The sequence below is a fragment of the Coleofasciculus sp. F4-SAH-05 genome, from assembly GCF_040222985.1.
Lineage (GTDB): Bacteria > Cyanobacteriota > Cyanobacteriia > Cyanobacteriales > Coleofasciculaceae > Coleofasciculus > Coleofasciculus chthonoplastes.
Genome location: NZ_JAVKBY010000243.1, coordinates 1 through 14,272 on the forward strand (window position 1 = coordinate 1; position 14,272 = coordinate 14,272).

General features: G+C 47.3%; 12 protein-coding genes. 3 read left to right on the forward strand and 9 right to left on the reverse strand.

Going from position 1 to position 14,272, the window contains the following annotated elements; genetic code table 11:
* Positions 1 to 168 precede the first annotated feature (168 nt).
* Both RIG27_RS29660 and RIG27_RS29665 read right to left on the reverse strand, forming a co-directional pair.
* Positions 169 to 1,692: a carboxypeptidase M32 gene (locus tag RIG27_RS29660; protein WP_446350705.1), complete on the reverse strand. Its 1,524-nt coding sequence runs from the start codon at positions 1,690 to 1,692 to the stop codon at positions 169 to 171.
* Positions 1,693 to 2,162: 470 nt separating this feature from the next.
* On the reverse strand, positions 2,163 to 2,789 hold the full coding sequence (locus RIG27_RS29665; RefSeq protein WP_446344173.1) for a GNAT family N-acetyltransferase: 627 nt from the start codon (positions 2,787 to 2,789) through the stop codon (positions 2,163 to 2,165).
* Between the two features lie 171 nt (positions 2,790 to 2,960).
* Here RIG27_RS29665 and RIG27_RS29670 point away from each other — a divergent pair, with 171 nt between their 5' ends.
* Positions 2,961 to 3,206 carry a hypothetical protein gene (locus tag RIG27_RS29670; protein ID WP_446350706.1) on the forward strand — a complete coding sequence of 82 codons (246 nt, stop codon included), beginning with the start codon at positions 2,961 to 2,963 and terminating at the stop codon, positions 3,204 to 3,206.
* 105 nt (positions 3,207 to 3,311) lie between these two features.
* Here the strand turns inward: RIG27_RS29670 and carB are convergent, their stop codons facing one another.
* The 4 genes from carB to RIG27_RS29690 form a co-directional block, all read right to left on the reverse strand.
* Positions 3,312 to 6,566 (reverse strand): carbamoyl-phosphate synthase large subunit, encoded by a 3,255-nt coding sequence (carB, locus tag RIG27_RS29675; RefSeq protein WP_446350707.1) that lies wholly within the window; start codon positions 6,564 to 6,566, stop codon positions 3,312 to 3,314.
* A gap of 470 nt (positions 6,567 to 7,036) precedes the next feature.
* Complete coding sequence (locus tag RIG27_RS29680) at positions 7,037 to 7,483, reverse strand: HNH endonuclease (protein WP_446350708.1); 447 nt, start codon at positions 7,481 to 7,483, stop codon at positions 7,037 to 7,039.
* On the reverse strand, positions 7,470 to 7,715 hold the full coding sequence (locus RIG27_RS29685) for a hypothetical protein (protein WP_446350709.1): 246 nt from the start codon (positions 7,713 to 7,715) through the stop codon (positions 7,470 to 7,472). The genes RIG27_RS29680 and RIG27_RS29685 overlap by 14 nt, the downstream gene beginning before the upstream one ends.
* Positions 7,716 to 8,422: 707 nt before the next feature.
* Positions 8,423 to 9,733: an eCIS core domain-containing protein gene (locus tag RIG27_RS29690; protein ID WP_446350710.1), complete on the reverse strand. Its 1,311-nt coding sequence runs from the start codon at positions 9,731 to 9,733 to the stop codon at positions 8,423 to 8,425.
* A gap of 238 nt (positions 9,734 to 9,971) precedes the next feature.
* Here RIG27_RS29690 and RIG27_RS29695 point away from each other — a divergent pair, with 238 nt between their 5' ends.
* A complete protein-coding gene (locus RIG27_RS29695; protein ID WP_446344169.1) occupies positions 9,972 to 10,139 on the forward strand; it encodes a metallothionein in 168 nt (55 codons plus the stop codon).
* A 104-nt stretch (positions 10,140 to 10,243) separates the two neighbouring features.
* Here RIG27_RS29695 and RIG27_RS29700 read toward each other — a convergent pair whose 3' ends face one another.
* Both RIG27_RS29700 and RIG27_RS29705 read right to left on the reverse strand, forming a co-directional pair.
* Entirely contained in the window at positions 10,244 to 11,782 is a 1,539-nt protein-coding gene (locus RIG27_RS29700) for a bifunctional aminoglycoside phosphotransferase/ATP-binding protein (protein WP_446350711.1), read from the reverse strand.
* 108 nt (positions 11,783 to 11,890) lie between these two features.
* Complete coding sequence (locus RIG27_RS29705; RefSeq protein ID WP_446350712.1) at positions 11,891 to 12,511, reverse strand: 50S ribosomal protein L25/general stress protein Ctc; 621 nt, start codon at positions 12,509 to 12,511, stop codon at positions 11,891 to 11,893.
* 10 nt (positions 12,512 to 12,521) lie between these two features.
* Between RIG27_RS29705 and RIG27_RS29710 the strand changes: the two genes are divergently transcribed.
* Positions 12,522 to 12,668: a hypothetical protein gene (locus RIG27_RS29710; protein ID WP_446350713.1), complete on the forward strand. Its 147-nt coding sequence runs from the start codon at positions 12,522 to 12,524 to the stop codon at positions 12,666 to 12,668.
* Here the strand turns inward: RIG27_RS29710 and RIG27_RS29715 are convergent.
* A complete protein-coding gene (locus RIG27_RS29715; RefSeq protein ID WP_446350714.1) occupies positions 12,660 to 13,997 on the reverse strand; it encodes an adenylosuccinate synthase in 1,338 nt (445 codons plus the stop codon). The genes RIG27_RS29710 and RIG27_RS29715 overlap by 9 nt on opposite strands.
* Between the last annotated feature and the right edge of the window lie 275 nt (positions 13,998 to 14,272).

The following is a 14,272-nucleotide window of genomic DNA, read 5'->3' on the forward strand; positions in this document are numbered from 1 at the left end:
ATGACCAATGACCAATGACCAATGACCAATGACCAATGACCAATGACCAATGACCAATGACCAATGACCAATGACCAATGACCAATGACCAATGACCAATGACCAATGACCAATGACCAATGACCAATGACCAATGGGTTGAGCCACACAGAAAAAAGCAAGCAATCTTTACAACTCGTAAAGTTGCCCATACTTTTGCCGGATATAACGGATGAATGGAGCGATGTGCAAATCTGCACCAGTGACGCCCTTGATTAATTCAGCCGCCGTGTACTTGCAGCCATGTTGGTATATGTTTTCTCTTAACCAATTATGCAATGTACTAAATTGTCCTTGCTCAATCTTAGCTAAGATTTCCGGATGAGCGGCTAAGGCGGCTTCAAAAATTTGGCTGCTCATCAAGTTGCCCAGGGTATAGCATTGGAACATACCGCCAATTTGACTGGTATACCAGTGAACATCCTGAAGAACACCATTGGTATCCGTTTCGGGGACAATGCCTAAATCGGATCGATAGCGTTCTCTCCAGGCTTCGGGTAAGTCCCTGACGGCTATTTTCCCTTCTAGTAAGTCTAGTTCCAAGTCAAAGCGAATCATCACATGGAGGTTGTACGTCACCTCATCTGCATCGGTGCGAATTAGCGATCGCACGACTTTGTTGATGGCTCGGTAGAATGTCTCTAAGGGAAAATCCTTAAGTTGATGGGGAAACGCGGCTTGTAGTTGGGGATAGAAAAATTGCCAAAAGCCACGACTACGCCCGACGATATTTTCCCACAGCCGAGATTGGCTTTCATGAATCCCTGCCGAAGTCCCACCGGCTAAGGGCGTTCCTTCCAAGGTTGGGCTAATCCCTTGTTCATACAACCCATGACCCATTTCATGAATACTACTAAACAGTGCCTGTCCTAAGTCATTGTCGTAGACGCGAGTGGTAATCCGCACATCATCGGTAGAGAAGTTAATCATAAAGGGGTGATGGGTTTGATCTTGTCGTCCCCGTTGGAAGTCATACCCCAACTGCTCAATGATTTTTAGGGTGAAGGCTAACTGATCTTGAGCCGGATAATACTGATGCAAACACCGATCATCCGTCATCGGTTGGGCGGTAATCGCTTCCACAATCGGCACCAATTCATCTCGCAACTGGGCAAACAGCGATCGCAAAAAGCCCACTTGCATCCCATAATCGGCAAAATCGATTAACGGATCAGCAATATGGTCATATCCGGGGAAAAAGTTCGCCAATTCCCGGCTCAACTCCAGGGTTTTTTCCAGATAAGGTTCAACAGCCGCAAAATTATTGTCCGGTCGCGCCGCAACCCAAGCCCCATAAGTATCCGTGCGATGGCGAGAAAATTTTGCCATAAACGTAGCCGGAACCCGCGCCGCCCGTTCATATTTGCGGCGGGTAACCCGCACTAAACTGGCTTCATCGGAGTCGTAGGGCAAACTGGCTTCTAGGGATTGTAAGTCCTCTAGAAGCTCACCCATGGCGGGATCAGTAAATTTACTATGAGAAATTTGTTGCAACGTTGCTAACTGTCGTCCGCGAGCGGCTGCACCTTTGGGCGGCATATAGGTTGCCTGATCCCAATACAACAGAGACGCGGCGGCTTCGATATCATTAATCTCACTCAGGCGGTTTTTCAGCTCTAGGAGTTTGGTTTCTGTCTTTTCGATAGTCTGCATAGTCGGTGGGTGATGCTGTAGTATTGGCTTGGAGACATTATTGGAAATGTTTCCTAGATTAGTAAATGTACACCTGACAATCGAAAAGGAGAATCATCCCTAACTGGCAGGGAACGAACAGCTAGGCTGAACTCTAGGCTCTCACGCTGACTCTCGTGCTTAACTACGGTAACTGAACGGCAATGGATACATCAGTTGGCTGACAGCGTTGGAAATGGTTAACCCTGATCCGGTGGAACGTAACAAAACTATCTCTCTACCTTAATCTATTACACTTGAGACTTTGGCAGATCGACAGACCAATATTGTGCCATTTCTCTGCGACTTACGCATTGGTAGCTGATGCTGTAGTTATCTGAAGTGAAAACAATATCTCTGATTTCTGATTTAAGTTCAATGGCACTAATTTAAGGTTGGTGGGCATTGCCCACCCTACGGTATATCTCCTCCCACTGCTCCCCAGCTTCCCCTCAGGGTTCCCGATACAGTTCTGGCATGGGTTCTTTCTCAATCCGATAGATTTTAAAGCCCCGTTTAATGCAATTATCCAGGGCGTAGGGACTATCCAGATTGCTGGTATGAATCCAGAGGCGTTGCGTCCCTTTGTTCCAAGCGTAAGCAATACCATGGCTAAGTAAATGCTTGCCTAACCCCCGCCCTAGATAGTTTTCGCGCAAACCAAAATAGACAATTTCTGTCGAGTAGAAACGACCCGATGGTCCCTCGCGACGCTTGACCAATTCAATATATCCCGCTGGCGCTCCATTGACATAGAGAACATGAATACTGGTTTCAGAAGCGGTGAGAATCTCTTCGAGTTCTTCATCCGAGTAGGATAAGCGATCGCGCCAACGCCAGGGTTTGCCTACGGTACTATACAAAAAACGATAGAAGGCAACATCCGGCGTATCCATGCACATCATTTTAATCCCATCCGGGTAGTTGAGATACGCCGGACGGAATTGGGTCGGATCGGTCATCTGGAGATAGGTGATCACCAGAGTATCCGGAATAGGTGTTATGGGAGGAGATTTCAAAGACACCGGAATTTGAGTGCTGTTGGGACATGTTGCCGCATGAGAAACCGATACAGCCATCGCGATTCACAATTTGCTTAACTATTAAAAACGTTGGGCGATTTGACCGATGGGGCAGCAGTTTATGACTTACACTGTATTCTACGGTGGAATGATTATGATTAAGGATTGCTCCTGCTGTTTGTTGTCGAGGTCATATTTTCCACACCGAGTTGATATCACTATCCGGAAATGGCAGTACAGGATACCGATGCTGTCGGTTCAGACAACGCGAGTTTACCCATCACTGACTCTCTACAACCCAACTTACCCCAATTTTACGTCTATTTTTCTCCCAGTGTAATCTTAACTCAGGTCAATTCGTATTTGTTTAAGAATTTATCAGGAGATTCTTTTTTTTTAAGTATATACAAATACATTCTTCCTGAACCCAATCCCTGTTTTCGCCTAAAGTCCATTGGATTTGCTGGCATTTAGGCAATGGCAGTCAAACCCGGATTGAACTTTAGGCAGTTAGTTTGTGATCTGCAACGCCCGATAACGGTTCATTGGTCACCGGACATTGTTGATGCCGATCACTGCTTACTGAGTTTCGTAAATGTAATCTTGCAACGCTTTCACATCTAAAGGCTGAGACTTCAATGAACGAATTGCCCCGGCTGTTGCCTTTGCACCAGCAATCGTGGTAACAATTGGGATTTTGTAAGCCAGTGCGGTGCGCCGAATTAACCGACCATCAGCTTGGGCATCTTCTCCGGTTGGGGTATTAATAATCAACTGAATCTGCTTATTTTTAATCGCATCCAAGACATGGGGACGCCCTTGATGCAGTTTCAGGATTAAATCAACCTGCAAGCCTTGATCCTTAAGGGCTTGGCGTGTCCCTTCCGTGGCAATGACATTAAAGCCCAAGTCCATTAAGTCTTGAACCACCGGGACAACATTGGCTTTATCCCGGTTATTGGTGGAGACAAAAACAGTACCCGAAAGGGGTAAACGCTGACCGGCGGCTAATTCTGCCTTGGCAAATGCCTTACCAAAGTCCGTATCAATCCCCATCACTTCACCAGTAGACCGCATTTCTGGTCCGAGGATGACATCGGTGCCAGGGAATTTATCAAAGGGCAAGACGGCTTCTTTTACGGCAATGTGCTGGAGTATCGGTTCGCGGGTTAAACCGAGGTCTTCTAGGGTTTCTCCTGCCATGATCCGGGAAGCCAAAGCCGCTAGAGGGACACCGGTAGCTTTGGAGACATAGGGAATGGTACGCGACGCCCTGGGGTTGGCTTCCAGGATATAAACGGTTTCCCCTTGCACCGCAAACTGGATATTCATCAAGCCGATGACTTTCAACTTTGTGGCTAATTGATGGGTACTGGTGCGAATCGTTTCCATTGCTGTGGGACTCAGGGAAATAAACGGAATCGAACAAGCCGAGTCCCCGGAGTGAATCCCTGCTTGTTCGATATGCTCCATAATGCCACCAATCACCACCCGACCGGTATGATCCGCGATCGCATCCACATCCACCTCAATCGCATTTTCCAAGAATTGATCAATCAGAATCGGGTGTTCCGGTTCAACTTGGACGGCAAAGGTCATATACCGTTCCAACTCTAGGTCAGAATAGACAATTTCCATTGCCCGTCCACCGAGGACGTAGGAGGGACGCACTACCACTGGGTAACCGATGCGCTTGGCGATGTTTAACGCCTCCTCATAACTGCGGGCGATGCCATTGGGGGGCTGTTTGATATCCAGTTGGCGCAGGATTTTCTCAAAGCGTTCCCGATCTTCGGCAATATCAATGGAGTCGGGCGAAGTCCCCCAGATTTTGGTGGGAACTGAGGTGGGGATTTCTGGATTGTTTAAAAATTCTTGCAGAGGAACTGCCAGTTTTAGTGGGGTTTGACCACCAAACTGAATAATAATCCCTTCGGGCTTTTCGGTTTCAATGATGTTGAGGACATCTTCTTTGGTCAGGGGTTCAAAGTAGAGACGATCACTGGTGTCGTAGTCAGTGGAAACGGTTTCTGGGTTGGAGTTAACCATAATCGTCTCAAACCCTTCTTTTGCCAGGGCGTAAGCGGCATGACAGCAACAGTAATCAAACTCAATCCCTTGTCCAATCCGGTTCGGTCCACCGCCGAGAATCATTACCTTGCGCTTATCGGAGGGGATGACTTCGGTTTCTTCTTCGTAGGTGGAATAGTAATAGGGGGTCAGTGCCTCAAATTCGGCGGCGCAGGTATCCACGACTTTATAAACAGCGATTACACCCAGTTGCTTGCGGTAAGTCCGTACCTCATCTTCAGTTGTCTTGGTGGCGAAGGCAATTTGGCGATCGCTATAGCCTTGACGTTTAATATCCCAAAGATTCTCTTTTGTCAAGCTTTTTAAGGGAGTGCGCTTGAGGAATTTTTCAGTTTCGAGTAAATCGGCAAACTTATCTAGAAACCAAGGATCAATACTGGTGAGTTCATAAATTTCTTCGACGGTCATGCCTAATTGTAAAGCGTGACGCAGGGTAAAGATGCGGTCAGGGTTGGGTGTCCGTAAGCCAGAACGCACTTGTTCCAAGGAGGGAAGTTTCTCGGCGCGATCGCATCCCCACCCATAGCGTCCAATTTCCAAGGAACGCAGGGCTTTTTGGCAGGATTCTTGGAACGTGCGCCCAATTGCCATGGCTTCCCCCACGGACTTCATCTGGGTGGTGAGTACGGGTTTGGCGTTGGGGAATTTTTCAAAGGTAAAGCGGGGAATTTTGGTCACCACATAGTCGATAGTGGGTTCAAAGGAGGCGGGGGTTTTCTGAGTAATGTCGTTGGGAATCTCATCCAAGGTATATCCCACCGCTAACTTTGCCGCAAATTTAGCGATCGGGAACCCTGTGGCTTTCGAGGCGAGGGCAGAACTGCGCGAGACACGGGGGTTCATTTCAATGACAATCACGTCCCCGGTAACTGGATTGATGGCAAATTGAATATTTGAGCCGCCGGTTTCGACGCCAATCTCGCGGATAATTTGAATGGAGTAATCCCGGAGTCGCTGATATTCTTTATCGGTGAGAGTTTGGGCAGGGGCGACGGTAATCGAGTCGCCGGTGTGGACGCCCATGGGGTCAAGGTTTTCGATTGAACAGATAATGACTACGTTATCGGCGAGATCCCGCATCACTTCTAACTCATATTCTTTCCATCCCAGCAGCGACTGTTCCACTAAGATTTGAGAGACGGGGGATGCGTCTAACCCCGCTTGTGCCATTTCTTCGTATTCTTCCTGGTTATAGGCGATACCACCTCCTGTCCCGCCTAATGTATAGGCGGGACGAATAATTAGGGGGTAGCTGCCAATTTGTTGGGCAAGGGCTTTGGCTTCATCCAAGTTACTGGCGATTCCTGAAGGACAGACTTCGATACCAATACGCCCCATCGCTTCTTTGAAAAGCTGGCGGTCTTCTGCCATTTCGATGGCATCGAGTTTAGCACCAATGAGATCGACGCCGTATTTGTCGAGAACGCCGTTTTTTGCCAGAGTAACGGCAATATTCAGGGCTGTTTGACCCCCCATCGTCGGTAATAGGGCGTCTGGTCGTTCTTTGGCAATCACCTTCTCCACAATTTCCGGAGTCAGGGGTTCGATGTAGGTGCGGTCTGCGGTATCTGGGTCGGTCATGATTGTGGCTGGATTGGAGTTAACCAGTATCACTTCGTAGCCTTCTTGCTGAAGGGCTTTACACGCCTGAGTGCCAGAGTAATCAAACTCACAGGCTTGTCCGATAACAATGGGACCAGAACCCAAGATCAGGATTTTGTGAAGATCGTCGCGGCGAGGCATAAGTGTCGGTGATTGCGTGACTATTCTTGAATCCTGTTTATTTTATATGGTCTGAGGGAAATTCGTCGCGGCAGTTATGTTGGGGTTTGATGACTTAGGGAAGTTTGGAACACAGATTTCTCTGATTTATTGGCAGGTTAGGGGTGGGGAGGTAGACTGTTGGTAGCACTGATTGCACTGAGGCGTTAATAGAGAGGGGACACAGGATTAAAGTTAGTCTTGTTATCCGATGGAGTGCAGCCAAGGCGCGATCGCACTATCCCGTAGGGTGCGTTAGGCGCTGGCTTGGGTTAATGTTAAAAAAATTGGGGATTTTCGCGCCGTAACGCACCGTTTTATGCTTGAATGGTGCGTTACACTTGCGTTAACGCACCCTACAGCTTTCACTGTGAGATTTGCATTGGTTAAAGATGGCTGGGAGATTTTAACAGAAAATTATTCTTTATTAACCATCACACTACCAATAAAGGTTATTGTCGTGGATCATCGGTAGGTGGATGAAGTTGAGCGGCTATCCATTGCTGTCGAGCGTTCTGGATGAACGGTTCTTCGCGGCGTTCGTCATTCAAATCCAGACGGTTACAGGTAGCACGTCCAGAGGGGGTTATGCCTATAATTTTCAGGGCATCTGCTGACCATAAGAAATGATCTGACCATATTTGCTGGCGTGGGTTGAACAGGGGGACTTCTTCTCCGGTTTCTGGATCAACGCCTGTTGTAAAGTTGTAGCGTCTTTCATTGCAACGACGACAGGCAAGGGCGAGATTGTTTCGATCATTGCTGCCACCAAGAGATTGAGGTTGAATATGATCAATGGAAAGTGGGGCAGAACTGAGCAGTTCGGGATAGTGGCAATATTCACACCGGAATTGGGCGCCTTGACGAACAGTTTCGTAGAGCGACTTAGGAATGGTCATGTGCTCTAGCAGCCATAACGGCATTAATGTAGCTAAAAATTTCGTCAAGTTCGCCAATGGCTTCTAGTTCAAGGGTTTCTTCCGAGGTGAGGCGATCAGCTTTTTTCTTGTCGAGCAAGGTTTGCATTCGATCGCTCAATTCATCGGTGAATTTGAACAGGGTGAGGTTATTAATCTGCTGCACCTGTAATCCTTTCGGTAGTAGGGTCGATGGTTTAAGGAGCGTCGTCATAGCTAGGGGTAGGAATAGGAGTTTGAGGTCTTTTGATCATAATAACAATGGTTGTCTTAAAATATTTGCGATCGCATGAATTATTTATCCCGTAGGGTGAGTTAGGCGCTGGCTTTGGTTAATGTTAAAAAATTGGGGATTTTCGCGCCGTAACGCACCGTTTTATGTTTGGATGGTGCGTTACACTTGCGTTAACGCACCCTACAGCGATCGCACTTTTATTTTTACCCATTTATACGACAGAGGCTTGACTTTGGCTGATTTTTTAGGTATTATTTCATCATGGGAAAATGTACCAGCCGATAGACTCTATACTTATCACTTCAAAAGCACAGATTACACGGATTGAATGACACTAAAAAAAAGACTCAATAGTGAAACACACAGATTGACACAGAAGACTTAATAATTTCCCGCCAATTCTTACATCTTCTGCCAATTGAGAACTAACACCTCTGTGAAATCAGTGCAACTAACCTCTCACCCCCCACCGCTACCGTTTCTATAAATCCGTGAAATCACTGTTACTGCGATCGCACTAAACATCGGCAAAAGATGGGGTAGAGCGATCGCACTACAGTATTGTCATCATGGACTAGATTCTACATTGGCATGGCTTATGGACGCTACCGGATTATGATGCAGATTTTTCGATGCGGTGGCGATTGATTAAGAGTGAATTGAGTCGCTGTTGTCGGGATGGTGACTCACGTAGCATTCGGGTTTTTCCCTTTCTCAACATTCCTCCAGCTTGTTTGCTTTTTGTTACCTAAAGACCGTCTACATTGAAGCAAATTCGCGGAAACCGAACTACGACTCCTCCACTCTTTGTACCCTGCCCCTTCCTTGTACCAATCCTCTTCGTTCAACAGTTTAGTCTCCACCTTATAGATTATGTCGTTGGCTTTTCGTTCTAATGTTGCGACTCCATTCAGATCTGTGGTCATACATAAATACTTGTCATCATCGCGTCCGGATAGGGGTTTCAATCCTGATTTCTTTATTTCATCGTAGTATTTAGAGGGTGCCCCGTGATATAAATTATCGGAGTTCTTTACACTTGGTCTTTTCTTCTGTTCTCCTGTAGCATTCATCTGCTGCAATTGATTCCTCACCTTTTCCCCTCCATGTTGCTGCACCACATGAGTCAACTCATGCGCCAACAACTCCTGTCCCCCCCGACTCCCCGGCTCGTAAGCCCCTTTGCGAAAGAACACATCTTGCCCTGTCGTAAACGCCTTCGCCTGAATCGACTGATTCAACTGATCTGACGTCCCATCCGTATGCACCCGCACCCCACTAAAATCTGCCCCAAACGCCCCTTCCATCCGTTCCCGAATCCCATCTCCTAACGGTTGTCCGCCTCCCCTTGCCCGTTGAATCGACGATTCCAAATCCGGCGACGCAGCCTTATCACCCCCTGTCCCATAACGCTGCACCCTCGACACCGGGAGATGATCCAATTTCGAGGGCTTCCTCTCCCCCACCGACATCGGCTGATGGGTTTCCTTCGCTTGAATCTTCGGCGGCGCATTAATATGATCCACCACCTGACGCGCTACCCTATCGGCTTCCTGTTCATACTGATCCCCCGGTTGCCCAATCGTCAGTTTCGGTTGCAGGGGTGGCAGTTTGCGGGGAACCGATTCCGGGGTTAATAACGTCGAACCCAAGCGTTCAGATGCTTCTCGTTGCGCCCGCATCTGTGCTAATTGTTCCTCATTGCTGCGGGTTGACTCAATTTTGGGTTGAGCGATAACCGGATGGGATTTAGATTGCGCCGGAATTGGCAGGATATCCGATTTTTTCTTGGCGTTTGCGGGTTTGGGGATAGATTGATGGGTGGACATGATAATTAGGTATAGGCGATGGGAATAGAACCAGGTTAACAAGTCCCCCGATAATGCGCGAGTCTCTGTTTGATAAATCTTTATATCGTTGGCAATAAAAAAATCCCAGAACCAACCGTAGGGGCGCACCGACGTGCGCCCTTTGACGTGCGCCCTTTGCCGACGCACTGACGTGTGTCCAGATAATCCTGGTATTCCAAATAACGAACGTGCGATCGCTTTACCCAAGTAAGGATTGGAGGCTTGTTTACAAAACTTAGTACAGAGCCGTTTTCTTTTGTCCGACTACTTATCGATAGGCTTTTAAGGGAAATTTAATATCTGAATGACCATTCAGGTGTTATGCTAAAAAAAATATCTGAAGACTTGTTCAGATATTGAGTCAAACTCTATCGTGGAGAGAAAGATGACAACTGCCACTCAAACGCAATGTGCCTGTGATTCCTGCGCGTGCATGGTGAGTACCGATTCAGCCGTGCAAAAAGACGGCAAATACTACTGTAGCGACGCTTGCGCTAACGGTCATCCCAACGGAGTTGGCTGTGGGCATTCTGGTTGTGAATGTCACGCTTAATCGGGCGCATTTTCAGGGATTGCCAATCTTATGGACAGATAGAAACTACTCCAGGTACAGAAGAATCGCTGTGTCTGGAGTGGTTCTTTACTCTTCTTTGAACCTTAAGTCATTTTTTCTAATTGAGATTGCCAATTTTGAGTTGTGTCCACTGTCGTGACTAGGGATTGTTCCGCCTCGGTGAAGGGTTCAGCCGTGGCTTGTTGGCGACTGAGTAAATCAGTAGTTGCATCAGATACATCTTCAGTGCGAGATGAGAGGCGATCGCGTAGGACTTCAATGGGGGCACTGCAGTGTAGAATTCGTAAAGGTAACTGATGTGCCTGTGCTTTGGCGATCGCATCCCCTCGAAATGCCTGTCGATCGTACTTTGCATCGAGAATCACAGGGAAGCCTTGCTGCGCTAACATGATGCCCAATTCTAACAGGCGATCGTAAGTTTTCTGGTTCATCTCAGGGGTATAAAGTTCATCAGCTCCTTTTTGATCCAACGGAATACCCCCTAAATGTTTACGTACTGCATCAGATCGCAGGTGAATCGCTCCCAACTGCTGCGCCAATTGTCGCGCTACTGTGCTTTTTCCCGAACCCGATAAGCCTGACATAATCACGACTTGTCCGGAATTCGTTTTCGTGTAGTCCCAAGCTAGTCGATAATAATCGGCTGCTGTTTTCGCGGCGTCTTGCTTCGTCTGTTCAGGAACAGCCGGATCATCAAGTAAAAATGAGGTCACTTTCGCCCGCACGTAGGCTTGGCGACTTAGATAAAATGGCAATACCCCTAACCCTTGCCAATCTCCGGTTTGCTCCAAATAGGTATTCAGAAACACATTCCCCAAATCCTTAGCACCTCGCGCATCCAAATCCATCACCACAAAGGCGATATCATACATTACATCCACAAAGCGGAACGGTTCATTAAATTCAATCCGATCAAATAATTGAATCTTATCCTGCCACAGGCAAATATTTCTCAGGTGCAAATCCCCGTGACATTCCCGAATTCGGTTATTTGGCAGGCGCTGCTCTAATAATGCCTCTCGTTGGGCAAAAAAGCGATCGCTAAATTGTTTCGTTTCTTGAAATTGCTGTTGGGTTTGCGCCCTACCAATATAGTTTTCCGTTTGCTGATAATTTTCGTCAAACGCCTCACTAATTTTGGCAGGTGTACCAAAGCTGCGGATGTAGTCATTGGTTTGGCTTTGAGCATGAAATTGAGCCACGACTCGTCCCAGGTTCTCCATATCCGTTGCCGTCAATTTGCCTTGCTCGAAGCGCGTGCTAAACAAGGCATCCTGGGGGAATTGGCGCATTTTCAGGGTGTACTCTACAGGCTGAGAGTCATCCCCTAGAATCAAGCGATCGCCCTTTTTACTAATCGGCAACACGTTCAGATAAATCTCCGGTGCTTGAGGTTTATTCATCTGTAACTCTTGCCAACAGAAATGCTCTCGTTTCTCCAACGTGGAAAAATCTAAAAAGCCAAAGTTAACTGCTTTCTTGACTTTATAGGCATAATCACCTGTCAGAAACACGTAAGACACATGAGTTTGAATCAATTCAATAGGGGTTTTAACCGGATGAGGATAAAACTCCGGTTGCTTCATTTGATTAATTAGATCCGAAATAGCGCTTTGTGACATAGTATTTAATTGAATTCCAAATAACAAATAATAAATGACAAGTGATTAATCACAAAAAAGCCAGGGATAATCTTATGTTCCCTGGCTAGAAAAACAATTGCCCTCAGGTTAAATTTCTTCTGCGTCAGATAACAGCGATGTTGTTTCCTCCGCCTCAGAGGGTTCAGCCGGCATAGTGGGCGCACCCAGGATATTAAGCACCGGTCGTTGGGGATCATCCATCGCGGTAGCGCCTGCAGGCAAGATAATTTCATTAACATGCACGCTGGCGCCTATATCCAAGTTCGAGATATCAACGTCAATGGTTTCTGGAATATTATCCGGAGCGCATTCGACTTGAAGTTCAGTCATGACATGTTCTAAAATACCGCCTTGCTTCACGCCAAAAGCCGTTCCCACCAAATTGACAGGTAAGGATATCTGGATGGTATCCTGAGTTGCCACAGAGAAAAAGCTGAGGTGATAGACGATCGGCTTCCAGGGATGAGTTTGTACTTCTCGCAGCAGTGCTCTTCCATTCCAAGACAGGTCAGGAATGTTGACCTGAACAGCGGTATGGTTAATATCAGCCTCCTTGAGTAAGGTTTCTGCAGCTTTAGCTTCAACCGTGAGTGCGACGGATTCAGCCCCCTGATGACCATAGAGTGTTGCGGGAATCAAACCCTCTCTACGTAAGGCTTTGGGCTTACTTCCCTCGACTCGCTTGTGACATTCAACTTTAACTTCCATAGCTAATCTTTTGGTTCAAGTATTGGTGTTATTGATTCGTCAATCGTCATTTGTCATTTGTCATTTGTCATTTGTCACTTGTCATTCGTCACAACAGGAGACAAAGAACAAACAACCAAGGACAAAAGACCAAGGACAAAGAACAAGTTTATCCTGATGTTACCGGGATACCATTAGCATCGAGTAATGCTCGTTTAGGTCCATGGATGGGATCTTCTACGATGATAGTCTGGTCACGGCTAGCACCTAAAGACACCAGTGCGATCGGAACGTCCATCAGTTCTGCCAGGAATTTTAGATAAGCCAGCGCCTGCTTGGGTAAATTTTCCAATGTCCGACAGTGAACGGTGGATTGTTGCCAACCGGGTAGAGTTTTATAGATGGGTTTACACTGAGCAAATCGACGTGCATTGCTGGGGAAATCCTCACAGCGTTGACCGTTGATTTCGTAGGCGACACAAACCTTTAGTTCTTCTAGGGTATCCAGAATATCAAGCTTGGTGATTGCCAGACAATCCATCCCATTGATGCGAACCGCATAGCGACCAATGACTGCATCAAACCAACCGCAGCGACGGCGACGTCCGGTTGTTGTCCCAAATTCCGCGCCGCGATCGCACAATAGTTGTCCAAGTTCGCCATGAAGTTCTGTGGGAAATGGTCCCTCGCCGACACGAGTGGTATAGGCTTTAGCGACACCAATAACCCGATCAATCATCGTCGGTCCTACCCCTGCACCCACACAAGCACCACCCGCTACCGGGTTGGAGGAGGTAACGTAGGGATAGGTTCCATGGTCTAGGTCAAGTAACGTCCCTTGCGCCCCCTCAAATAAGATATTGTGTCGTTGTTGAATCGCATCATAAATTTTCAGCGAACAGTCAACAACATGAGGACGTAATCGTTCAGCATAAGCGAGATACTGATCGATCACGGTAGCCGGGTCGAGGGGCGGTAAATTATAGAGTTTTTCTATAACAGCATTTTTATAATTAATTGTCCAATTAAGCTGTTTTCGCAGGATATCCGAGTCCATCAAATCGACAACCCGAATACCGATGCGCTCTGATTTATCCGCATAAGTCGGACCAATTCCCCGACCTGTGGTGCCAATTTTATGGTTTCCCCGTCGCTCTTCCGATGCCTGGTCAATTAACCTATGGTAAGGCATGGTGACGTGGGCAGTTTCGGAAATTAGCAGCTTTTGGGTAGAAATGCCTAACTGTTCTAGTTGGTCGAGTTCACCAATCAGAACTTGGGGGTCAATTACTGTCCCCGATCCGATAATACATTCTGTTTCTGGATATAAAATCCCAGAGGGAATCAGGTGCAGCTTAAAGGTTTGACCCTGAACCACAACGGTATGTCCCGCATTGACCCCCCCCTGGTAACGGACGACGACATCTGCGGACTTGCTTAGTAAGTCGGTGACTTTACCTTTTCCTTCATCGCCCCATTGGGCACCGATTACAACAACGTTAGCCAAGGGTTTATTATACGCGCTAAAGTTTACACAAATCACCATTATGTGCAGCAGGTGCGATCGCTGTCAATGGATTTTGTCCTTCGTCATTTGTCCTTCGTCATTTGTCCTTCGTCATTTGTCATTCATCATTCGTTATTCGTTGCACCCCCACACCCAACACCCCACACCCGACACCCCACATCCCACACCCGACACCCGACACCCGACACCCCACATCCCACACCCGACACCCCACATCCCACACCCGACACCCGACACCCGACACCCCACACCCC

What these genes read in the sequence shown, in the direction of transcription:
- RIG27_RS29660 (WP_446350705.1), bottom strand. Translation starts at nt 1,692, where the DNA reads ATGCAGACTATCGAAAAGACAGAAACCAAACTCCTAGAGCTGAAAAAC.
- RIG27_RS29665 (WP_446344173.1), bottom strand. Translation starts at nt 2,789, where the DNA reads ATGGCTGTATCGGTTTCTCATGCGGCAACATGTCCCAACAGCACTCAA.
- RIG27_RS29670 (WP_446350706.1), top strand. Translation starts at nt 2,961, where the DNA reads ATGGCAGTACAGGATACCGATGCTGTCGGTTCAGACAACGCGAGTTTA.
- carB (WP_446350707.1), bottom strand. Translation starts at nt 6,566, where the DNA reads ATGCCTCGCCGCGACGATCTTCACAAAATCCTGATCTTGGGTTCTGGT.
- RIG27_RS29680 (WP_446350708.1), bottom strand. Translation starts at nt 7,483, where the DNA reads ATGACCATTCCTAAGTCGCTCTACGAAACTGTTCGTCAAGGCGCCCAA.
- RIG27_RS29685 (WP_446350709.1), bottom strand. Translation starts at nt 7,715, where the DNA reads ATGACGACGCTCCTTAAACCATCGACCCTACTACCGAAAGGATTACAG.
- RIG27_RS29695 (WP_446344169.1), top strand. Translation starts at nt 9,972, where the DNA reads ATGACAACTGCCACTCAAACGCAATGTGCCTGTGATTCCTGCGCGTGC.
- RIG27_RS29700 (WP_446350711.1), bottom strand. Translation starts at nt 11,782, where the DNA reads ATGTCACAAAGCGCTATTTCGGATCTAATTAATCAAATGAAGCAACCG.
- RIG27_RS29705 (WP_446350712.1), bottom strand. Translation starts at nt 12,511, where the DNA reads ATGGAAGTTAAAGTTGAATGTCACAAGCGAGTCGAGGGAAGTAAGCCC.